Source organism: Bdellovibrio sp. ArHS, assembly GCF_000786105.1.
Lineage (GTDB): Bacteria > Bdellovibrionota > Bdellovibrionia > Bdellovibrionales > Bdellovibrionaceae > Bdellovibrio.
The window spans coordinates 1-22,727 of sequence record NZ_JTEV01000004.1 but is presented as its reverse complement, the minus strand read 5'-3'; the positions used below and the strand labels follow the sequence as shown (position 1 = coordinate 22,727).

The window sequence follows — 22,727 nt, the reverse complement described above, 5'->3', positions numbered from 1 at the left end:
AAAAACGGCCTCCTTTTTCAGGAAGCCGTCTTTAGTTTTGGATTGAAAGAACTCTTACTTCGCGCTGATAGCTGCAGCAACGGCCGCTTCTGCGTTCACAAGACCCGCACCGTACTCATTGTTCGTATTAGGACCCAATGGAGTTGCAGTTTGTTTTAGAAGAGCTTTTACTTGTGCGCCTGTCAAAGCTTTGTTTGCAGACTTCATAAGAGCAACAACACCAGATACGTGGGGAGTCGCCATTGAAGTACCATCAAACGGAGAGTAGTCTGTCGCAACTGTTTGTAGAGTCGCTTTTACCGTCTCGCCTGCCGCGATAGATTTCACGATTTGTTGACCTACGCTTTGTTCGATCATGAACACAGAGATAGGAAGAACAGAACCGTCATCAGTCAAAGCACCATTGATCAAACCAGGAGCGTTGTTGAAGATAACCGCACCAGCTGCACCCGCTTTGATCGCATTTTTGATTTTGTCAGCAAAAGTGATTTCACCACGGCTGATCAAAGCGTATTTGCCTTTAACGTCGATGTTTGCGAAGTCCGTGTCTTTACCAAGACCTGCAGGCACAAGAACGTTGATTTCAGGAGCCAAAACTTCTTTTGCACCTTGGAAAGTTGTCGAAGCGACTTTCGCAGATTTTGTACCGATAGCGATTGTCACAGAAGACTCACGTCCCGTGCCTTGTGGTACGGAAGAAACTACCGCAACACCCGGAGCTACGATCGCCAACTCAGGACCATATTGAGAGAAATCCGCTTTCGCGTTGTTGATGTCAGTAGCACCAACCGCGATCACTGTAGAAAGAGCCGCTGGGTAAGAAACACGGTTAGAACCGTTGTTACCAGAAGCTGCAACCACTGTGATTCCCGCTTTGTCCGCTTTTGCAACAGCATCACGTTCTGCAGGAGTCGACCACATACCACCCAAAGACATAGAGATTACATCCACTTTTTCTTGGATACCCCAGTTGATACCTTGAGCGATAGATACGTTTGAACAACCGTTTTCAGAGCACACGCGACCCGCAAGGATTTTCGCCTTAGGAGCGACACCCGTGAAACCAGTTTTATCCATCGCACCAGCGATCGTACCAGCTACGTGTGTACCGTGACCGACGTGATCTGTGTAATCAGAACCGTTGCTGTCGCCAGTGAAGTCCTGTCCTTTTTCGAAGTTTGTTTTCAAAGAAGGGTGACCTTGGTCAATACCTGTATCAAGAACAAGAACGCGAGCGCCTTGACCTTGACCCGCAAGAGCCCATGCTTGCGGAGCTTTCACTGCATGGATACCCCATGGAGTTTTTTGTCCAACTTTTTGTTGAGACTTTTGCGCTTTTGCCAAGAAACCTTTTACTGGGCGTGGCGCCTCATGAAAAATTTCTTTTTCGACATAAGCAACTGCAGGGTTTGCTTTTAGTTTAGCAATCTCTGACTCGCTTTTTGTGTCGATGATTAGTGTGTTTAGATTCTCAAGGCTGTCTTCAACTTGGCCATCAACTTGTCCCAATCCATTTGGTTGTTGATTCCAGTTAAAACCTTTAAGTGCATAAGACCCCTTCATCTTATACGCCATGTGTGCAGATTTGAAGGCTTGTTTGTCCTTCATAATAACAATCACACGCTCAGCTTGAGCCGCAGTCGCAAACAACACCGTCAGGATGAGTGCAAATACGTTTTTCATTAAAAGTCCCCCCATATCCATGGACTCCAACTATTGAAGTCCTCTATGGGTAGGCACTTCATTTCAGGTTGAAAGATTTATCAAGTACTCTTTTGGAACCACTTCACTTTTTTTAATCGACATAAAAAGTGAAATTTTCTGTCATGGCACCTGTAGTTCCAAAGTGGCACCTCAGCTCAAATTTATGACAGCGGCGTGGTTAAATATAAGAAACCCTTATGGAAGACATTATTGAGGTGTTTGGATAATGCTTAATATTAAATCAAAGAAAATGATGCGACACGTCTTTATTTTCTTGTTGGAGACCAAAGATGGCTACTTTAAGAAGACGAACTTTTATCCGCGCAGACGCATTTTAAGTTTAATCACCGCCCATAACATCTCCAGGCTGTCACGAACGATGTGCACGTGAGAAAAATCCTGATGGCGCCAACGAATGGGAATCTCTGTGACGACTTTGTTTCGTCGTAACAGAAGCAGAATTAATTCCACATCCCAGGCAAATCTTTGCACCTGCAGACGCGGCAGAATTTCAGAGCGAAAGACCGCATCATTGCGTAAAAGCTTAAAGCCACATTGCGTGTCCTGAAAGGGCAACCCTACCACCAGCTTGATGATTTTATTAAAAGTCTTCCCCATATTTTGCCGAACCCAGTGCTGACGTCGCTCGATCTGACTTTGCACCAGTCCGCGCGACCCCATCACCAGGTCCGCACGGCTCGTCGCTGGAAAAATCTTGTTCAGTTCGTCCCAAGGCGTCGCCATATCCGCATCGGCAATCAGAATCCACTCGCCCCGCGCTTCATTCATGCCGGCATGCACGGCCGCGCCTTTACCTTGGTTTCGTGGCAGTGAAATCAGCCGTAAAAGTGAAAACTCGTTTTGCAGTTGTTCAATCTCAGCAACTGTTGCATCAGTCGAACCGTCATTGACGACAAGAACCTCCTGCAACTCCCATCCGGCGTGTTCTGCAGAAATAAATTCCTGCAACCCGCGCAGTGTTCGCGGCAGACGTCGCTCTTCATTATAAGCCGGAATAACGATAGAGATTGACGTCTTCAATGCCCGCTTCCGTTCGACGAAGATTTAACAGTCGCGCCCACAGGAATAAAGAAACTGAGGGGACTAGCGAAAAATCTTTTCGCGATGGCTTTACGAATCGCTCGGCGCTCAGTGACGTTCACGCCACGCGCTTTGATCGCGGTATAGAAGGCCATGCCGAAACTGACTAACACGTTGAAGGCCCCGATAAAAAAGATTCCGATGACCGCACGCCAAAATTCCCAGGTCTTCAGAAAGTCGAGACCCAATACGGGAAGCGCACCTGCCAAAGTTCCCGACGATAAGGTCACGTGTCGCACATCCAGAGGAACGCTTAAGAACTTCATAATTTCAGGCACCATCCCCAACATAAATCCTAAAGAGATATTCCCCAGAAGACCGGAAATATTGTTTTCCAAAAAGACTGCGATATTGCGCGCGCCTCGTTTACCAAAGATCGCCCGTAAGCTTGGACTGCGCGCCAAGGTTTTTCGCAAAGAATTCAGCGCAAACCAATTATCACCCCAGCCCGCAATTAGACTTGAAGAATATAAAAGAATTCCGGTAAAGGCCGCATAGATAACGGCAGGCCCTAAGATGTCGACAGATTTATAGGCCGACACCGCCTTTTCCATCGACATAATATTGTGTCCCACCAGAAGAAAGAACGCCGTATCAATCAGGATCACCGTGGGAATGACAAACATCACGTTGCCTAAAATGGAGGCCACCTGCGAACGAATCAGATGCGTGATCTCAGTCACGAGCTCAGACATCCCTTTTTCGGTATCGACATCTTCCATTTTTTCCGCAAGTGCGGGAGCCGTCATGGCCGGTTGCTTGGTTCCCAAGGTGAAACCCGCCAGATGAATCAGAACGAAACTCAAAGCGTAGTTCACCGAAGCAAAAAAACCTTCAAGGAAGCCACCCAGCCCCAACGCCAGAATTCCCACTTTCAGATACACTGTGATCGCCGTCACAGCCCCGCCGCCCCCGGCCGCCTGAAGCATGTGGCGATATTGTTCTTTCGTGCGGGTGATGTAGTGTTCGCCGGTTTCCGCCGCTCGCTCTACAACTTTGCGCGCGAATAAGGCGATATTCTGCGAGAACAAGGACTTAATACTGCGTAGATCTTGATTTTCTTCCACGAGTTTAGAAAAGAAACTCGTCACCTTACGACTGTCCAAACGTTCTGTCAGAAGAATTTCCAACAGGCTGTCAATCCGTTGCAGATATGTGCGCAGCTTGGCAATCTGAAAAACCAGCGAGATGCTAACACCGTACTCATCCAGATGTTTATGAACCTGAACAAGTTCCCGTCGGCACTCCCAGACGATCATGCGAAATCGCGAGGCCTTTTCAAACGCCTGATTGCGATCTCCGGCCAGATAGGCATTCATAAATTCTTCATGCGCGCGCATCATGGCGAAAAAGGCCGAATCACGAAAAGACGTCTTATCAAGTCGGGTGCGAATCGCCGAAGACAGACCGATCGCACGAACCTGAATCACCAGATAAATCAGGGCGTCTTCCAAATCACTTTGCAGACGATTCCAGTCCTGCTCTTCGGGACTGACTTCATATTGAAAAAGCTCAACCAATTTATCAAAAGTGACATTATCAATCGACGCCAACCACAGAGGATCATCTTTGTCCGGGAAAAGCGCCCAGAACAAATATCCCAGTTCATGATCCAAAGGGGGTGTCGGCAGTAGTTTCATCATCAGACGATCTGAAAACTCACTCCATAGGCCCAGCTCTTTCGGCAGACCGGTGTCTGTGTAAAGTTCCATACCGCTGACTTTATGAACGACAGTTCTTAATATATGTGCGACGTCCTTTTTCCACCCTGGGTTTCTGTCCAAAACCATCAATAGAAACCGCAAACGGGCGACCGGCAGACGTCCCGTCTCTTTTTCCAGATGAGAGTCGACAGATCCTTCATAACGAATCCATTGCATCACTTTGACCAGCCACTGCAGCTTATCTTCCAGTTGGCGGTTTTCTTTAGCGCCGGATAACAAAACATCGAGGTCGCTGTGGACTTTTCCACTTCGCTTGTATTGAATGAAACGTGCTCGGAGGGCCTTAAGTTTTGTAAACATACGGAAAGTTTACTGAAATCCGTTGTAAAAAGGTACGAAAGAGCCCCATTTTGAATGCGTCGCGCCGTGCGATGGTTTTACGCAACATTTGGTGGCGTTTGCCTAATAGACCGTCCGTGTTAGAAAGGGGCCTATGCAGAAACTCTGGACACTCCTCTTGCTGACCCTTTGGGCATCACTTTCTTTCGCAGTCCCCCCGCTGGAAGGAACAGATGTCATTTCACAAAAAGAAATCAAAATTGCGACAACAGACAAAGAAGCGACCGTCGTGGTTTTTGTTTCTGCCAAGTGTCCCTGCTCTGCCAGTCACGAGTCTTTGCTAAAGTCTTACTCGGCCGAATTTAAAAATGTCCAGTTTGCCGGCATCCACGCCAACAGTGATGAAAGCCCAGAACAGACGCAACAACATTTTGCCGAAGCTCAACTTCCCTTCCCTGTGATTCAAGATAGAAAATCAAAGTTAGCGAATGAACTGGGGGCCCTGAAAACACCGCATGCCTTCGTCTTTAATAAAAAAGGCGAACTGGTGTATCACGGGGGCGTGACCGACAGCCACGTCGGCCCCAGTGCCAAGAAATTTTTCTTGAAGGAAGTTTTGGAAGATCTTCACGCCGGCAAAGAGCCTCGCCATAAAGAAGGCCGCGCTTTGGGATGTTACATTCCAAGAGAGGACGACTAGATGAAAGCTCTTTGGCTTCTTTTTAGTGTTTTGGGGCTCGTCGCGTGTGCCAACCCTGACTATGTCTCTGATGACGACCAGCAGGTGCAAAACAAACCAATGGCCGATGGTGCGTATTTTTCGAAAGTTCGCATCCTTGCTAAAATTAGTTGGGAAAATACACCGAACAGCGAACAGGCCAACGCCTTTATTTTAAACTTGTCCGCCCCTTCAGATCAATTCAATGAGTTGGCTGTCAGCTTGTGGATGCCCTCGATGGGGCATGGCTCGATTCCTGTTAAAATTGAAAAAATCAATCCGACTCAATACCGCATCACCGATGTCTATTTTCTAATGCCGGGTGATTGGGATATTCGCTTTACTTTGAAAAACAACGGAGTCGTGATCGACTCTGCCTATGCCTCGATGATAGTACCATGAGACTTCTTCTTTTTATCTTTATTCATCTAAGCGGCTCCCTTTCTTTCGCGGCAAGCTGTTGTGGCGGTAGCTTTTCTTTTCCCGCACTGATTTTGGCTGACGATAAAGCACAAATCACCAGCACCTATTCCTACTCACAGGTCAGCGACGACGTTCTGGCGAGCGGAAAATGGTTGCGTCGTCACGATGGCAATTTAGCGCAGACTTTGAAATTGGAAGGAGCGGCTCTGGTCTCTGACAGTTTTCAAGCTGGATTCGCTCTGCCCGTGATGATGAAATCTGCCGACAACTCTGCAAGTTCGGGAGGCGTTGGCGATATTTCTCTGTATCTGGGGCATGAAACATTTCCGGAAAAAACTTATTCCCGCTGGAAGCCTAAGGGGTTGACGTTCTTACAAATCACTCTGCCGACCAGTCCCTCCATTTATGATTCGTCCATTTCCACGGCGACCGATATTCGCGGCCGCGGTTTTTATTCAGTCGGCGGCGGCATAGCCCTGATGAAGGCCTGGGCGACCTGGGATATGAACTTCAATGGTGAAATTCATTACTCGCTTCCGCGCACTGTCGCCAATGAAACCTACGGAGGCGAAGTGGACGTGCAACCAGGATGGGGCACAACTCAAACCATCGGAATGGGTTGGAATCGCGGCGACTATCGCATCGGCTCATCGTTAACGTACTTGCACGAAGATGCCATCCGTCTTCGCGGCGCCACAACCAGCGATGGCACCGCTCAGAAAAACTTCACTTTGGGTTTTTCTGGCAGCTACATGATCAATCTGGAATCCGCCGTCACTGTCAGCTATGCGGATCAAAGCTGGATCGGTGCTCCCGTAAATTCAAGTTTATCGAAAACATTTAATATCAGCTACCAACAGCGGTGGCCACGATAGGAGAACTCATATGAAACTGTTTTTTTCAATTCTTTTAGGTGCCGGCGCCATCATCGCGGGACTTCTTTACAGCGCCAATGCGCGCGCCCATGTCGAAGCGACGTGCCCCGTGTACTTTCAAACGGCGGATCTTTGCGCTGCGATTGAATTTACCAAAGGTCCTTTCCATGGCGAAGAATCTCAATTTTTGGTAAAGTTTTATGAACACCACTCGGCAGGAAGCGAACCTGTGATGATTGACCCACAGAACTTGAAAGTCGACCTGTGGATGAATATGGGTCATCACGGTCACGGCTCCGGCCCCGTCAAAGTGGTGAAGCAGGATCAAGGCACTTACTATGTCTCCGAAGCTTATTTCGTGATGGCCGGACGTTGGCAGATTCGTCTATTCGTCAATGGCGAAAAAGCCGAGTTCAACGTCGACGTGAAACCTTAAAAGACCTATGACGTCGGATATCACCGCTGGTATCCGACGCTCTCACACTGCCTATTTTTCTATCATATTCCCGCCCATTTTTTCATTTGGTTCTTATTTGAGCCCCTTTTGCCTGCGCGACTGGCCCCAGTGTGTTTTCAGAGGTATTTTGCCGCCTCCTACAGGAGACAGGTATGAAAAGCCTTTTGATTTTTTCTTTGACGGCCATGGCTGCGACAGCTTTGGCACAAGAGAACGTACAGAAACAGACCGAGACCATCAACCTTCCTACCATTCAAGTCCTTAGCGACAAGCAGGAAGAGGTTCTTAAAACTCCCGGTGCTATCACCGTGGTGAATAAAGAAAACCTGCGCGAAACCCGCCCCGTCAGCGCTCAGGATGCCGTCAAAAAGACCGCCGGCGCCAATGTGATTGAAGCTGAAGGTATTGCTTACATCGGGATGCGCGGACTCAGCCCAGATGGCAGTCGCAAAGTTTTGCTATTGGAAGACGGCGCCCCATTGGCTTTGGGACCTTATATTGATTCATCAGCTTATTATGCGCCGATCATCGAACGCATGGAACGCATCGACATCCGCAAGGGCAGCAGCTCTTTGGCATTTGGTCCTTCCACGATTGGTGGGGTCATCAACTTCATCACAAAAAATCCGACGAAGGATCACGGCAACGCCGTGACTTTGACTGGCGGAAGTCGTGACTACAAAGAACTTCTGATTGAAGGAAGCTCCGTACGCAATGACTCGGGCTTGCTCGTAAATCTTTTTGCTAAAGACGGAAACGGCTCACGCGATAACACGCACTTTAACACCCGTGACGTTTTGTTGAAATACGGCGGTGCTTTATCGGACAAGAGTTATGTCGGCATTAAACTGAGCCACTACAAAAGCGAAGCGGAGTTGACCTATCTCGGCCTGACGCAAAAGCTTTATGATCAGGATGCCTATCAAAATCCTGCGGAAAACGATGTGTTGTACATCACTCGCTACGAGATGGATTTGACTTACGATTATCAGATCGATGGCCGCTCTCGCTTTTCAACCCTATTCTATGTCAATCAAACCATGCGCGACTGGTGGAGACAGGATTTTTCTAAAAATGCTTCTGGCGATATCACGATGGCCGGCACCAACAAAGGCCGCAACCGCACTTTTGACGTCGCAGGTATTGATACCCGCTATTTCCTTAACTGGAACGCTGGCGAAATCAGCAACGATCTGCAAGTCGGACTTCGCCTGCACACGGAAGACATGCGCAATGTTGAGGTCAAGGGCGCAACAGCGACAGCTCGTTCCGGCGTGATTGACGTTGATGACAAGCGCTATGCAGATGCCCAAGCTTTGTATGCGGAAAACACTCTTAACTTTGAAAAATGGACCATCACCCCTGGCGTGCGCGTTGAGTCCTATCGTCAAAGCCGGATGATCTATCGAAAATCTTCGGCGGACTTTAATCAGGGTTCGGAAAATCGTAATACCGAATATCTAGGTGGTTTGGGTACGACTTACCAATTAGCCGCACAACAATACGTTTTCGCCGGTATTCATCAGGGCTTTTCTCCTCCCCGTGTACAAGATGCGATTGATAACAACGGACAGGCTGTGGATTTGGATGCAGAACGCAGTGTGAATGTCGAACTGGGTTATCGCTCTGCCAGTGACAACCTTCATCTTGAAGCGGCTTTGTTTCAGTTGGATTTCTCAAATCAGTTGATTCAGGCGACAGAATCCGGTGGTGCCGCCACCGGCCTTACGAACGGAGGCAAAACTTTGCACCAAGGTTTAGAGTTGGCCGTTCGTTATATTCCCGAAATTCATCGTTCGATGTTTATCGACTTAAACGCCACTTATATGCCGGTCGCAAAATTTAACAGCACCCGCATTATCGGTGGCGCGGATCGCGAAGGAAATCGTCTGCCTTATGCACCGGAATACATGGTCAACACGGCCGTGGGTTACAAGCGCCAAGACTGGCTGGCAAGCTTGCAGTACAGCTTCGTGAGCGAACAATACGCTGATGCGGAAAACACGGTTGAAGGATCAGTGGATGGTATGCGCGGCGTTCTGCCTTCTTACGGTCTGTTCCATCTAACAGGAGAGTATCAAGCAACCCAAGATCTGACTTTGGAACTTTCTGGAAGAAATCTTGCTGATACGACTTACATTTCTTCGCGCGCGCCTCAAGGAATTTTCCCTGGTATGCGCCGAACTTTCTACGTGGGTCTAAGATCCGCTTTCTAAGAACACATCTTTTTCTTGGATAAGCCTTGAGGAATCAGGGCTTATCCCTTCTAAGCATCGACACAATAATAAGGAATTTCTACGACGGCCCGGATGCCTTTGCGCGCCAAGGTGGCACTGATCACCGCCCGCACTCCGTTGATGTTTTTCCCCTTCGCACCGATAATTTGTCCCAAACATTTCTGGTCGCATTCGACTTTGTAAACAGTCGTTTTGTCGCCGCAGCTATACGACACGACAACGGATTCCGGATTATCAACAAGACCCCGAATGAGGGTGCTTAACAATTCCTTTCCTTCTTCTCGAACTCGACCACAATCCAGGCTTTTTACTTCAGCACGCTTTTTAATGACTTTGATCTCGTTCGGCCCCGACATTATTTCACTCCAGTAATGTTTGTTAATAAACCTTTCGGGAGTTGTTTATATTCTCTCAAGGTCCAAATCGGATCATTCACATTAATTTTACAAGAGAATGTTCGCCAGGCCCTTGAAGCGAGTCCGTAATTCCGAAGGTCCTATTGTTTATTACAAAAAAACTTACATTTTTGTGTTTGTGACCTCTGGAAAAAATCGCTCGCGGAAAGCAAACAAGTTGATCGATCCCCCTACTCGGTCGACAAAGACACAAAGACACACAACAAACAGTCACGTGAAGAGAACCCTTTTTAGGAATTTTTGAACTTATCAACAGTTGCGTGAAGAGAACCAGAGAACCTGAAGAGAACCTTTTAAAAATGATTTTGGAAAGATTTGGAGGTGGCGGCCGGAATTGAACCGGCGTGAGCGGTTTTGCAGACCGCGGCCTAACCACTTGGCTACACCACCTCAAAAAGGAGTCTCAATTTACGGTTTAGGCCTCTTTAAGTCAATTGGAAAGACAGTTCATCCATAGATCTCCTCCTTAACAGCCGAGACGCTTCAGGGCTTCAAAGGGGACGTAAGTGACTTTCAAAGCCCGCTCTACATGTTGCGGTTCTAACTTTTCACTCTTGTCCAGGTCCGCGTAGCTTCTTGCGACTCGCAGCGTCGCAAGATCTCTTCGCCGCGAGATCATCTCTTTGGGAAACAGTTCCTCCATGTAGAATCGAGGCAGATCCTGAATCAGTTCTTCCCATGACCACCGCGACGCGACCTTCTTGAATCTTGCATCCTGAAGCGACAGATTTCTTCGAAAGACTCTCACATCTTCCAAGATCGCCAAAAGATCTTCGCCTAAAATGCTTTCCCCTGTTTCACGCTTTTGTGTGAAGAACAGAATCTGAAAGCGATCGACCAGGGGGCCTGACAGCCTTTCCGTATAAGACTGACATTTCTTTAACGAGCGACCACACACCACTTTGGATTGAGGCACCCAATCCCCGCACGGACAAAGATTCGTCGTTGCCACCACCAAAGCTTCCGCAGGATGTTCTTCGATAAAGCGACCTCGACGCAAGCGAATGCGAAACTCCTCCATCGGTTCACGCAAAGCTTCTTGCGCGCGAGGATTGAACTCTAAAAGTTCATCCAATACGAGAATCCCTTTGTGGGCCCGGGAAAACTCACCTTTAAAAGGAGGCACACCCCCACCAATCAACCCGAGGGGCGATGTTGAGTGATGAGGGTGCACCAAGGGACGCCAAGACAATGGAAATTTAGTTTCTTTGTTGTTGCGAAAAATCTCGTGGAAGTCTTCTTGTGAAGGCTCCTGCAAAAGCGACAGCAACGTTTTGGCAAGAGTGCTTTTCCCCGAGCCTGCCGGACCAGCTAGTAAAAGCGAATGCTCGCCAAGGGCCACCAGCTTCAGAAGCTCGGCCTGGCGCTGAGGAAATTTTAAGTCCAAGCCGAAACAGGGTCTTTGAATAAGATACTCGCGAGCGACGGCGGGATAAATCAAAGGCTCGTGCAAATCACGAAGCTCTTTTAAACAGGCTCGCGCAAAGGGAGTTTTTCGCACACTCCCCGTCCCTGTCCAGACCACGTGATCGTCGTGGGAATCAAAGTCCTCGGTTAAATCATCGGGCTCAAAGACCGCGCCACTCAAAGACAACTCTCCGTACACCAAGACAGATTCTTCGTTGGGTTTGGGGGCTTGGCCACTTTCCCAAAGAAGTCCCAACGCGACAGCCAGCTCTAACCCGCGCGATGATTTTTTTAGATGTGAGGGACGAAGGTTCACTAGAATTTGCTGCGCTTTGGGGAATTCAAAACCTTGGGCACGAATAGCGCTTTTAATACGATGAATGCTTTCTTTGATGGCCTGATCCGGCAATCCTAGAAATTGAATTTGTGGAAGTCCCGGAATGAAAGAGATTTCAACTTCTACAGGAACAAGACGATCATTTTCGCGAATAAGGGATTGTATTTTCATGCCGAGAGTTCGTTGCAAAAAGAATCTCGACCTTTGAGAAAAAACAAAGGGCTTCTTATTCAGAAGCCCTTTCGAGGTTCGGACAGTTATTTATCCACTTCCACCATTTGTGAAAGAGGATGATGTTCTTCGATCGTTCGCGACATCGTGTTGGTGGTCACACTCGTATAGATCTGTGTCGTCTGAATACTGGCATGACCCAGCAACATTTGGATTGAGCGAAGATCCGCACCACTTTCCAAAAGAGCCGTCGCGCAGCCGTGACGGAAGCGATGTGGATTGACGGGTTCAGGGAATCCTGCTCGCAACGACCAAGCAGCAAGCCATCTCCACACATCAACACGTGAAGGACGATGTCCACGATCGTTGATCAAAATCGAAGGACTGTTTTCCTTCACTAAGGCCGGGCGATGATCTTTCAGATAGGTCGTCAGATTTTCCGCGAGCTTTTCAGTCAAAGGCACTAAACGTTCTTTGCTGCCTTTTCCTAACACTTTAATCCAACGATCCGTGGCGTTGAAATCCACAATATTCAGCGCAATCAGCTCGGAAACACGACAGCCCAAACCGTACAAGAAAAGCAATGTCAGTTGATTGCGTGCTGTGCGCACCGGGTCCTGCACTTCAGCCGCATCAAAAAGCATTTGGAATTCCTGCGGAGTCAAAACTTTGGGAAGACCGACTTTCACTTTCGGCGGACGAAGTTCTCGCAGTTCTTCGCATTTCATTCCGCGTGATTCACAGAATTTAAAATAAGTACGCAACGACGAGATCACGCGTGCCTGAGAGCGGGTCGAGAGTTGGTTTTTCTTCATAAACTCGTAGAAGCCGCTGACAGTTTTGTTGTTTTTCTTGTATTCCATATAGAGTTCTAAATCGCGGCGATAAGCCATCACCGTATTTTGAGAACGTCCCCGGACATTTTGAAGCTCATCAAAGAAGTCGATCCAAAGAGGTAATTCCATGACAACATTAGACCCAGACTTTCCTCTAAGCGCAAGCAAATATTATGTAAGACTTTTTTAAATAAAAAACCCCAAGGTTTCGGCCTTGGGGTGTAAATTCAATTTTTCACTTCTGCTTTACAGGATCGAATCTGCAAACAAGGCTGAGCAGACATACCCATTTGCTCGCACGATAGAAACTTTCGCGTAAAGCTTGCGACCTTCATCAACGAAGCCACCGCCAGCCACTCCTGCGGATTCAATCTTCAACTCGATATTGCCAGTCGTCGTCATCAAAGACGGAACCAAGACATCAGCACCCAAGTTTCCAAGCTGCCCGACAGAATAAGTCTGCAAGTAGTATGTTCCCGCCGGAACGACACAGCCCGAGTTGGTTGTATCATGGAAAGCGGTGGGAACTGTCAATTGTCCCTGGATAGCGATCGGACCGTTATACCATTTGTAGTTGTATCCAGAGGCATTTGGTTGAATCAAACCCGCCTGAGCATACACCTGCATATTTGTTAGAGCGAAGGCACCTGAGGCCGCCTGGCTGTTGAAAGTCGTTAAAACAGTTGGAGCCGTGATCGCACCGCAGTTTTGACAGCCGTTGATACCGACGACGATGGGAGCGGAGCCTCCACCATTGTCTTTACCACATGCCGCTAGCGTTAAAACTACTCCCAGCGTTGCCAAAGCTCTTGTGAATACCATTGCTGGAAAACTTAAAGTCTTTTTGTTAAGTCTTTCCATAAAATCTCTCCTGTTACCGATCTTTTGTCCTTGTTTCGTTACACTTTTAATCTAACTTTATAATCATTCTTCGTTTTCTTACTTAATCGCTGCTGCTTTAGAAAGTCCTGAGAAAGTTCCCAACTTTCTGTAACCGTCTCCTGGGTAGGGAGTGTTTTTATTAATCACAGCAGAAGCGCGGCAATTGTAAGGACCGTCATAGATGTACCAGCACTTTCTGTAAGGTGACTGTTGCACATAAGATTGAGCGAAGTTTTTGTAATAAACCGAGCCCGACAATGTTCCTGAACCTTGCGCATCACCTTGATTGACGTAGTTATCAACCACCAACACGACCGCACCGTAAGCGTCTTGAAAGAATGCCGAGAAGTAGTACTTACCGTTGATGATGAACCATCTGTTGAACTCAGCTTCCATAAGACCTGCGTCTTTTAATTTGTAAGCATCCACGTTTGTGCCAGAACCTGCTTCAAATTTACCTTCATATTGATAGCCAGTATCCACGTAAGAGATCTTTACAGTTCCCGCATAGCGGCCATTGCCAGCGTTATTCAAATCAACTGTCAGTTTAAAGTTCGTTGGATTGTTCAACGGATGCATAGCTACATAAGAGTTGAACTCAGCAATCGACACAGGAGTGAAAGTCACCGTGTTAGAACCTGTTGAAGTCGAACCGTTGCTGTTCGAACCACTTCCATCTGGAGAATCAGGGATGATGCCGTCTCCGCCAATAAGTGGTGGCTGAACTACTGAATTCGTTTGGAACTGATTGCTTTGACCGCAGCCAACACCCATAAGTGCGAATGCTGCCATCGTGAGGATCAGTTTTGAGTTGAATGTTTTCATATCAGCCTCTCTTTAAGCAGTCCGGTTTAAAAGGAACCGCTCACAAGATGACTATTGCGATGCTTGTGCCAAGCCCGATAAAAACGCATAACCCTTTGGAATTACGACGGATTCACGACCATTCTCGGACTGAAACAGCCCCCTGTTTGTCGTCTAATGTCTGTGGGATGAGCGCAAAAAGGGCACTGCTGTCACATCTTGAGATGGTCAAAAGTTCGACGAAAACAAAAATATTTAAGATTTTTCCTCACCTTACCGAAATGGGATTGTATCGAAACTATAAAGGAAATAGTCATGACTATCACAGCGACAAATGCATTGATCTTGGGAGCGGTTTTTATGTTCGCGGCCCGAGTCTTTTTGGGATTCTAAAAATTTACTGATTTTGGGCTTTCCAATTTTTTTTCGCAGGTCTTTCTTGCGAAGATCCTTTTTTTATTTCCTGACCTTCTTCTTTCCCTGACTGGCGCAATAAAAACTTTAAAACAGTTACTTGAGCTTCGCTAACGGATAATAGTGGCTTAGGATTTGTTGGTAATTCAACCCTGATCGCGACAAGGCTCGACTTCCCCACTGACAAAGTCCGACGCCGTGACCGAAGCCACGCCCTTCAAAGACAAAACTTTCGCCCACTTTTTTCATCTCAAAAAGAGCACTGCGAAGTTCGGTAAATCCGATCTTCTGCCGAAAGTCATTGGCCGAAATCAATTTCTCTGAAGAATCGTTCAAGGCCACCTTTACTTTGAGAACTCTTTGGTCGGCGACGTTGCGGATAAAGTCGATTTTAGCAATGGGGGGTAAGCCCAAACGCCGATGCAATTCGCTTTTACTTAAGGCAAGTTTCCAGTGCGCGCGTGGATTCGTGGGACAGGAACTGTCCGTGGCGACCCCCGTGTTCACGCCATAATTCCAGACGTTTTTAGGTGTCGTGGTTTTCCCGCCGCAATCGGAATGAAAGAAGGCCTTCAGCACTTGATCGTTTGCACTGTAAAGCTTTTGCCCTTGGGTTTCTTTCACTGCTTGCAGGGCTTTTTTAAGCAAAGGATCCTTTTCATCTTCCGCTAGCACATGCCGAAAAACCTGATCCAGAATGTTGCTTTCCAAGTGATACGGCTGTTCTTTACGCTCGTTCATCACGGCCAAAGCGTATGAGCGCGCGGCCACGGCCTGAGCTTTTAAACTCTCCATCGGCCAGGACAACGGCATTTCGCTGGCCAGGACACCCACGACATAATCTTCCAAGGGCATCACACCCACGACATCCACTTTTTCTTTGCTGGCGTGAAGAAGAACTTTTTGGGGCAAAGCCTGCGCTCCCACGCGCAGGTTTTCACCTTGAATATAAAGAAATTTTTCGGAAAAAAGAGTCTCGGGGTCTTTGTTATTAATACGTAGAGACCACACCTTCTTGCCTTCTCGCTGCATCAAGCGAACTTCTGCGTGACCATTATTGGGAATGGCCACAGGACGATAAGGACGATCCAAATTGTGAAACTTTAAGCCCAGGCCCGAAATTTGAACTTTTTCCGTTGTCGACAACAAACGCACACGAACCAGCTCTGATCCCTGGATCAGAGAGGATTTTGCTTCAGAAAGAAAACTGACATACACAAAGATGAAACACAAAGACGCCCAAATCAGTTTCACTGACACTCCATCCATGAAGGTTCAAGCAAAGGGGTGGCATCATGCCTACCCCTTTATTAAACAGCACAGATGAGCGCAGATGAAAGTCTAGTTTTGCTTTTGCGAATCCAAAAGAGGCTTAATGATATCCAGCGGCAAAGGAAAAATCACCGTGTTCGTTTTATCACCAGCGATTTCTGTTAAGGTCTGCAGATAAGCCAATTGCAACGCGGAAGGCGAACCAGCCAAAGTATTCGAAGCTTCTTGAAGCTTCTGGGCCCTCTGAACCTCACCGTCGGCACTGATGACTTTCGCACGACGCTCACGCTCAGCTTCCGCTTCTCGCGCCATCGCTCTTTGCATTTCTTTGGGAAGATCGATCTGTTTTACTTCGACCATCGTCACTTTGATCCCCCAGGCTTCCGTGTGTTTATCCAAAATGCCTTGCAGGGCAGAGTTGATTTTATCTCTGTGCTCTAATACGTCATCCAGAGGATACTGACCCATCACCGAACGCAAAGTTGTTTGCGCCAATTGGCTTGTAGCAAAGTAGTAGTCTTCAATTTTTGTGATCGCCTCTAAAGGGGAAATCACTTTGAAATAAACCACCGCATTTACCTGCATACTGACGTTGTCTTTGGTGATCACGTCTTGAGGCTGCACGTCCATAGCGATGGTGCGAGTGTCGATCTTGATCATGCGCTCGATAAAAGGAATGAGTAAAATCAGGCCCGGACCGCGAACACCGACGGCTTTACCCAGACGCAGAACCACGCCGCGTTCCCAATCGTTTAAAATCTTGATCATGGAACTTAGGATGATTCCACCGATGATGACTATGGCTATTAAAAATTCCATTGCTTTCTCCTTATAAAACTTTTTTTACGTTCAATGTCAGTCCCTGGCGCCCCGTGACCTGCACCTGGTCGTTCACCTGCAAAGAGTCTTCGGAAACGAAGAACCAGGTTTCGCCCATGATTTGAATCTGCCCGCGATGCCCCAAGGCTTCAACTGCGACCACGACTCCCTTATGGCTGGCTAAATCAGCATCCGCATCTTTACTTTTATGACGGATGGTTTTTAGGGCCAGATAGCCAATTCCTAAAAAGAAAAATCCTAAAACTGCGACCACAGATAAAATCAAAGACAAAGGCAGAGTATAACCCGTCGCCTGTGCATCAAAGAGGAACAAACTTCCAACGAAGACCGCCACCAGTCCTCCAATCCCCAGCAAACCAAAACTTGTTACGAAAATTTCCAGAATCAAAAAAACGATTCCCAGAAGAATCAAAGCCAGTCCACCCCAGACGATGTCCAACTTATGGAAAGCGACTAAAGATAAAACCAACCCGATCCCACCGATCACTCCCGGCGCGATCAAACCTGGATGGGTGATTTCGACATAGAGCAATCCCAAACTGCCCATGAATAACAAGTAAGCAAATTCCGGATCCGCAACAAAACTCAGAACTTTATAACGAAGATCCGGAGAGAACTCTCGCAGTTCACTGACTTTGACCGTGAACTCTTTCTTCTCGTTCACCAGAACTTTGCGACCCTCTGCCTGTTTCAGAAAATCCATTTCATTCTGTGCCAGAATATCAAGGGCCTTGGCTTTATGCGCAGCCTCGCTACTTAACGATTTCGCCTCGGTGACAATTTCTTTGGCGAAATCCAGATTGCGACCGCGAAGCTGAGTTACGCCTTCCATCCAACTGACTGTATCGTTAATAATTTTTTTGCGGAGATCTTCGGGAGTGTTTTCGCCGGTGCCAAGAATCGGAGTTGCCGCACCGATGTTCGTGGCCGTCAATCCGCCGTTGACATGACAGGCCTGCAGAATAATAGCCCCCGCACTGCCCGCGCCTCCGCCACTGGGAGTAATCAGACATAAATAAGGAATCTCAGATCTTAGAATCTGTTCAACAATCAAACGTGTGCTTTGCAAACTTCCGCCAGGAGTGTTCATACGCACAAAAAGCGCTTCGCACCGATTGTCTTTGGCGATACTTTCAGCTCGCGCCAGATAATCCGAAGTCGACGCGGTGATTGCATCATTGATCGTCACCGCCAGCGTGCATGTCGCCTGGGCCTGTAACGAAAACATGAACAGGATGAACAATGCGATCAGAGTTTTTTTCATAGATCGAGCTCCCGCATCACTTTTTGCAAATCGTTCCAGACCACTTTTTTGGCAGCGGCATCTTCCAACAAATAAGCCGGGCTATAGGTTTCTATCCATTTGCCAGGTCCTTTAAAAATCAGCTCACCAATATCTTTGGGAAAAGAACTGAAAACAACAACCACACGGCTTTCACAAATTTCTGCAAGTTCAGAAGGAAGCTGCGAGCGATCTTCCACGGTGCAATCAAGTTCCAGCACCTGCAGGTTCTTAAGCTTCATCGCGTTTTTCATTTTGTCGAAAAGATCTCGGACTTCCGGCAAAAAGAAACTTTCTTTGCTTTGGGTAAGAATGTTCAAAAAGACCAATTCACAATAGTGTTTTTCTGTCGGCGCAAAGACTCCATCCAGAGTAAAAAAATGTGTCTGGGCCTTGCCGGCTTCAGAGGCCGGCAGCATCACATTTTGCAGGCCTAAAACGTCTTGCAGATATTGGATATAGTCTTTCATGGAAGGGAGTTTACCCAGACCTTCGCCTATAGACTAATAAAACCGGACGTAATGCAGCGCTCAAACCACCGCATTGACCGCAAAAAAGTCTCAAGTTGAGACGATGCGGACCGATAAGTTTATTACGGTGCCGAAGCGGCGCGGACCTTGAATAAAGCAAAGGAGATCCCATGGAAGTTTTCAAATTCAATATTATCCCTACCGAAGAATTTAATAAGCGTGAGGACTTCCGCAAAGAGATTAATAACTGCGATATCTGTGGTGGAGCTTTAGAGTTTAGCTATGAACAAGCCGCTGAGTTTCATGTTCTGCAAGAAAAAGCGCAGTGCCCGTGTTGTTCCAGCGAAAAAGAACCGCGTCACCATCGCGTCCACTAGGCACGTGCGCGCAGACCTTTGGAAAAACCGATCAGCGCCAAGGCTACTCCCGCAATAATCAAGGCCCAGGAAGTTTGTGACACCCGGGCCACCGCTCCCCAACTGACAGAGCCCACCGCCATCCCTGCATAGAAAACAGCGAGAAAGACTCCTAACATAGTGGCCTTTAAGTGCGACTTTCCGGTGATCTGGCGTGAACTCATATTCATCAGTGTGGAAAGCACCAGCCATCCCGTTCCACAGAAAAACATGGCAAAACACATCACCCCAAAGTTAGGCGCGACCGCTAACAACAAAATACCCACAGCATAGACAATGTAGGAACCCGCCAAAGAGTTCTTGGTCCGATGCGGCTGCATGATTTTTTCAGAAAGAAATGCACTGACACAAGCCCCCAAACCAAAGCAACCCAACAAAGACCCGTACTGCCAGGAATTAAGAGCTAACTCTAAACGACCTCGCGTCGGGTAAAGAGCCCACATGGAAGAGGCACAAAAGGTGACCAGAAAAATCTCGACCCAAAGTTTCAGATTGTGCAAAGAAAAAAGCGGCTTCCAATCATCTTCCGTAAAAGTGATTTTTTTTGGACTTTCTGTAGGCGCCTCTTTCACAGGCCATATCCAGAAGAAAAAAATCAGTCCTAAAAAAGAAATGCTGTTCACTAAGAAGGCGGTGCTAGGACCAAAGAAACTTAACAATCCTCCGCCCACTGTCGGACCGAGAACACGCGTGATGTTAATACCCATGTAGTACACCAAAACCGCCTGTTGCTGCAGGGGATGTGGCACCAAGTCGGTCAACACCGATTGAAAAGCCGGATTCGTCAAGGCGAAGCCCACTCCCATGGTCAACGCGAGCGCCAAAAGGCTGAGTTCAGTGATTTGTTCCTGCCATACCAGATACGCTAAAAGTCCCGCGGCAAAAAACATCAGACCTTGGGCAAAAAGCAGCACCCGACGACGGTGTCCTAGATCCGCTATAAACCCCGCCGGAATGCTTAAAAACAAAATGGGTAAATTGCTGGAAAATGAAAGCAAAGAAATCACTAGCGGAGACGTATTTAAATGTGTCATCACCCAACTGGCCGCCACGTCCTGAGTCCACGTGCCTAAATTTGACAAGAAAGCACAGATCCAGAAGGATCGATATAAAGAAATTTTCAGAGGGGACCAGACGGGCTCATTCATGACATCGCCAGCATACTACGGAAAAACTTTGCGACCAATTTCTTATTAGTAAAAAATAAAAATGTCGGAGGTCCTTATGAAAATGCTTTTGCCTCTTTTTCTAAGTTTGTTTTTAACACTCCCTGCCGTCGCTAGCCCTTCTCTGGAAATCAAAACTCAACAGGGCCAGTTAGAGACCAAGGCAAACCGCTACTATTCTTATAATTTTGGCAGCCAATGGCTACACTTCAGCCGCTGTGTGGATTTCACCCTTCGCAATACCGGCTCGCAACCGGTTCAACTTCGTGGGGTTTTTATCATGGGCTCTTCTTTTTGGGCACAAAGCAATTGCCCACCTTGGCTGGCGCCGGGACAGGTTTGTCTGACGCGCGTAGAGTTCCGCCCGTGGTTTGAAGGGTCCCACCACGGCAGACTGCGCTTTGCTTTCATCGAAGACAGCATCTATGTGGAGCTGTTTGGTTGGGGTGTTCGTAATTAGGGCGCCGCTATATACAAAATGGCGCCGCTGGATCCTTCGCGCACAGCCATGCTTTGATGGCATCAAGTTCTTTTGATTTCTTGGCGTTGTCCTGCTCAAGCAGTTGAATCCTGTGATCCTTAGAGGCTAACTCCTGATGAACAGCTTGGCTATCGGTCGACCAACGATGATAAAGCTCCTTCACTGAGTTGATGAGGACGTAAGTCAAAGCCGTGTAGTTGACCTGCTTGATTTCAGTTGTTTGACTGTCATCAGAATGGAGCTTCACTTTCTTCGGAACGATGAGTTCTGGCGCTGTCATTTCAACTTCTTGCGCAATTACGCCGAGTTCAAACTCCCGACTGGCAGGCTGCCCACCCAGGCCGTTATATTTAAAGTAGCGAGGGTTGACTCCTAAAAGTGCTTCAAGACCCAAAGTGAAAGATTGTACATCCTGTTTCAAACGTTCATCAGAAGCGCAGGTTCCGCCCAACGTGGAGTTGCTAGCACGAACACACCCCGTCGCATTGACGTCGCCGGTAACATCAAGATTGTACGCGGGACTGAAATTACCCACCCCTATTTTTCCAGCGAAGTAGCTGGGGGCGGCAGCGTCACTCACAAAAATGGACCATGCATTTGTCGCAACAATGGGTCCGAGAAAAAGTCCGTAGCCATTGGTGATGGTACCGCTGTTGCGCCGAACCGTTCCTGTAAAGGCATAGGAGTTAGCAATAGTTCCTCCGGCATGATCATTTAGGATTTCGCCATTTACACCAACAGCTGAATCAATTGTTCCCGCCCCCAAATTCTGCGAGTGGCCCATCACCGCCACCGCGCTGACGAGTGTTCCAACACTGGTATTCTGGGCGCCGCCGATGAGACCAATTTGCGAGTTTATTGTACCAGAGCCATTGTTTTGAGCGTACCCTTGGAGTCCCCTTTGGTCATTCAAAGATCCAGAGCCATTGTTAGCAGCGAAAGCTCCGCCGGCCATTTGTGTCCCACTACTTCCAGTGCTCGTGTTAACAGTAGAACTCATAAATCCCCATTGGGCATTTATGGCATTCGAGGTGCTGGCCGCAACCTCAAGCCCCGCTTGATGACCTGTAGCCGCAATCGTGCCATCATTGACGGCGCTCACACCCATTCCCCTTTGATAGGTTACTGTTCCTGAAGCGTTATTAGTCGCAAAGCTATGCGCTCCAAGCTGTCTCTCGATCGTTCCAGAATTCGCTGAAATAGAGGAAAGGCCACGCACTTCCTCAGCACTACCACCTGTCGTGTTTACACTGGCTGTAAAGTGCCCACCGAAAACACTTCCGACCGTTGAGGCTTGATTGGTTGAATTGTAGTTTGCCACGTTCGCAGTACCTTGAAGACCGACAAGAAAACTTCTGGCGCCCGCGCCAAAATACTGCACTCCTATATCGGCCCCATATAAAGAGCCCGTCGTGCCCACGGCGGCATAATCTCTGACCTTGGCAGACACTCCAATGTTCGTGGACTGATTATTATTGGTGGCCGTGGGTGGGACTACGATACTCACGTACCTTCCCGACAAGCTCGAGCTCACAGGAGCCGAGGGATTTAAAATGATATGATCCAGCCCTATTGTCGTAACGCCGTCGGCAATAAGACCTGTTAAGTTTGCCTCATTGTAGGAATTGCTCGGATAAACTGTAAGCGGGGTGGGGTACGTGTTCACTGATGCGGCAAGGGTGGGAGTTGCGGCCGTACGGGTGTCAACAAGCGTAACCGGACTCGTTGTTCCCAAACCTACCTTTCCCGTATTAAAATGGATGTCAGAACCATTTGTCGTCCATTGTGTCACCGCCGATGTCGGCAAATCAGAAGTGGCGATAGATCTGAAGACCGGAACACCAGCGCTGCCCTCGGGGGCCGCAAAAAAATTCCCTGCAGCTTGTGAACCGAAATTAACTTGAGAATCATCAATAGCAATATCGGTACATGCTAATGAATCTGTCGTAGAAATCCACGTCAACGTCTGCGCAGCTGTACAGCCTGTCGTCAACGCTTGAGTGCCAGTCACCTTA

Annotated in this window: 21 protein-coding genes and 1 tRNA gene; 7 read left to right on the top strand and 15 right to left on the bottom strand. The window is 47.9% G+C overall.

From position 1 onward, the window contains the following. Nucleotides 1–54: 54 nt before the first annotated feature. The 3 genes from OM95_RS02345 to OM95_RS02335 form a co-directional block, all read right to left on the bottom strand. Nucleotides 55–1,683 (bottom strand): S8 family serine peptidase, encoded by a 1,629-nt coding sequence (locus tag OM95_RS02345; RefSeq protein ID WP_041870043.1) that lies wholly within the window; start codon nt 1,681–1,683, stop codon nt 55–57. 336 nt (nt 1,684–2,019) lie between these two features. Further along, nucleotides 2,020–2,745: a dolichyl-phosphate beta-glucosyltransferase gene (locus OM95_RS02340; RefSeq protein WP_041869925.1), complete on the bottom strand. Its 726-nt coding sequence runs from the start codon at nt 2,743–2,745 to the stop codon at nt 2,020–2,022. Then, nucleotides 2,742–4,829: a site-specific recombinase gene (locus tag OM95_RS02335; RefSeq protein WP_041869923.1), complete on the bottom strand. Its 2,088-nt coding sequence runs from the start codon at nt 4,827–4,829 to the stop codon at nt 2,742–2,744. Before OM95_RS02335 ends, OM95_RS02340 begins: the two co-directional genes overlap by 4 nt. Nucleotides 4,830–4,962: 133 nt before the next feature. Between OM95_RS02335 and OM95_RS02330 the strand changes: the two genes are divergently transcribed. The 5 genes from OM95_RS02330 to OM95_RS02310 all read left to right on the top strand — a co-directional run bounded on the left by OM95_RS02330 (nt 4,963) and on the right by OM95_RS02310 (nt 9,497). After that, nucleotides 4,963–5,508, top strand: a complete 546-nt coding sequence (locus OM95_RS02330) for a redoxin domain-containing protein (protein ID WP_041869921.1) — start codon at nt 4,963–4,965, stop codon at nt 5,506–5,508. Further along, nucleotides 5,509–5,928, top strand: coding sequence for a hypothetical protein (locus tag OM95_RS02325; RefSeq protein ID WP_041869919.1), 420 nt, complete (start codon nt 5,509–5,511; stop codon nt 5,926–5,928). Continuing rightward, nucleotides 5,925–6,824: a hypothetical protein gene (locus tag OM95_RS02320; RefSeq protein ID WP_041869918.1), complete on the top strand. Its 900-nt coding sequence runs from the start codon at nt 5,925–5,927 to the stop codon at nt 6,822–6,824. The genes OM95_RS02325 and OM95_RS02320 overlap by 4 nt, the downstream gene beginning before the upstream one ends. 10 nt (nt 6,825–6,834) lie before the next feature. Continuing rightward, complete coding sequence (locus OM95_RS02315) at nt 6,835–7,260, top strand: FixH family protein (RefSeq protein ID WP_291515463.1); 426 nt, start codon at nt 6,835–6,837, stop codon at nt 7,258–7,260. 173 nt (nt 7,261–7,433) lie between these two features. Continuing rightward, entirely contained in the window at nt 7,434–9,497 is a 2,064-nt protein-coding gene (locus OM95_RS02310; RefSeq protein ID WP_041869917.1) for a TonB-dependent receptor, read from the top strand. A 50-nt stretch (nt 9,498–9,547) separates the two neighbouring features. Here the strand turns inward: OM95_RS02310 and OM95_RS02305 are convergent, their stop codons facing one another. The 10 genes from OM95_RS02305 to OM95_RS02255 form a co-directional block, all read right to left on the bottom strand. Then, a complete protein-coding gene (locus tag OM95_RS02305; protein ID WP_041869915.1) occupies nt 9,548–9,874 on the bottom strand; it encodes a KH domain-containing protein in 327 nt (108 codons plus the stop codon). Between the two features lie 376 nt (nt 9,875–10,250). After that, nucleotides 10,251–10,324, bottom strand: a tRNA-Cys gene (locus OM95_RS02300). A gap of 76 nt (nt 10,325–10,400) precedes the next feature. Next, on the bottom strand, nt 10,401–11,849 hold the full coding sequence (locus tag OM95_RS02295; protein WP_041869913.1) for an ATP-binding protein: 1,449 nt from the start codon (nt 11,847–11,849) through the stop codon (nt 10,401–10,403). A gap of 86 nt (nt 11,850–11,935) precedes the next feature. Then, entirely contained in the window at nt 11,936–12,814 is an 879-nt protein-coding gene (locus tag OM95_RS02290) for a site-specific tyrosine recombinase (protein ID WP_041869911.1), read from the bottom strand. 117 nt (nt 12,815–12,931) lie between these two features. Continuing rightward, nucleotides 12,932–13,546 (bottom strand): hypothetical protein, encoded by a 615-nt coding sequence (locus OM95_RS02285; RefSeq protein WP_041869909.1) that lies wholly within the window; start codon nt 13,544–13,546, stop codon nt 12,932–12,934. 78 nt (nt 13,547–13,624) lie between these two features. Beyond that, on the bottom strand, nt 13,625–14,392 hold the full coding sequence (locus tag OM95_RS02280) for a hypothetical protein (protein WP_041869907.1): 768 nt from the start codon (nt 14,390–14,392) through the stop codon (nt 13,625–13,627). Between the two features lie 489 nt (nt 14,393–14,881). Then, entirely contained in the window at nt 14,882–16,039 is a 1,158-nt protein-coding gene (locus OM95_RS02270) for a SpoIID/LytB domain-containing protein (RefSeq protein WP_291515462.1), read from the bottom strand. Nucleotides 16,040–16,126: 87 nt separating this feature from the next. Beyond that, nucleotides 16,127–16,876 (bottom strand): slipin family protein, encoded by a 750-nt coding sequence (locus OM95_RS02265; protein ID WP_041869903.1) that lies wholly within the window; start codon nt 16,874–16,876, stop codon nt 16,127–16,129. A 10-nt stretch (nt 16,877–16,886) separates the two neighbouring features. Further along, complete coding sequence (locus OM95_RS02260; RefSeq protein WP_041869900.1) at nt 16,887–18,161, bottom strand: nodulation protein NfeD; 1,275 nt, start codon at nt 18,159–18,161, stop codon at nt 16,887–16,889. Next, nucleotides 18,158–18,649, bottom strand: a complete 492-nt coding sequence (locus OM95_RS02255) for a hypothetical protein (protein ID WP_041869899.1) — start codon at nt 18,647–18,649, stop codon at nt 18,158–18,160. The genes OM95_RS02260 and OM95_RS02255 overlap by 4 nt, the downstream gene beginning before the upstream one ends. 170 nt (nt 18,650–18,819) lie before the next feature. Here OM95_RS02255 and OM95_RS02250 point away from each other — a divergent pair, with 170 nt between their 5' ends. Then, nucleotides 18,820–19,026: a hypothetical protein gene (locus tag OM95_RS02250; RefSeq protein ID WP_041869898.1), complete on the top strand. Its 207-nt coding sequence runs from the start codon at nt 18,820–18,822 to the stop codon at nt 19,024–19,026. Here the strand turns inward: OM95_RS02250 and OM95_RS02245 are convergent. After that, nucleotides 19,023–20,213, bottom strand: a complete 1,191-nt coding sequence (locus OM95_RS02245; protein WP_041869897.1) for an MFS transporter — start codon at nt 20,211–20,213, stop codon at nt 19,023–19,025. The genes OM95_RS02250 and OM95_RS02245 overlap by 4 nt on opposite strands. Nucleotides 20,214–20,289: 76 nt before the next feature. On the opposite strand from OM95_RS02245, the gene OM95_RS02240 reads away from it, so the two are divergent. Beyond that, entirely contained in the window at nt 20,290–20,691 is a 402-nt protein-coding gene (locus tag OM95_RS02240; protein WP_041869895.1) for a hypothetical protein, read from the top strand. 7 nt (nt 20,692–20,698) lie between these two features. Here the strand turns inward: OM95_RS02240 and OM95_RS02235 are convergent. Continuing rightward, the coding region (locus OM95_RS02235) for a tail fiber domain-containing protein (RefSeq protein WP_041869893.1) at nt 20,699–22,727 on the bottom strand (2,029 nt) is incomplete at its 5' end.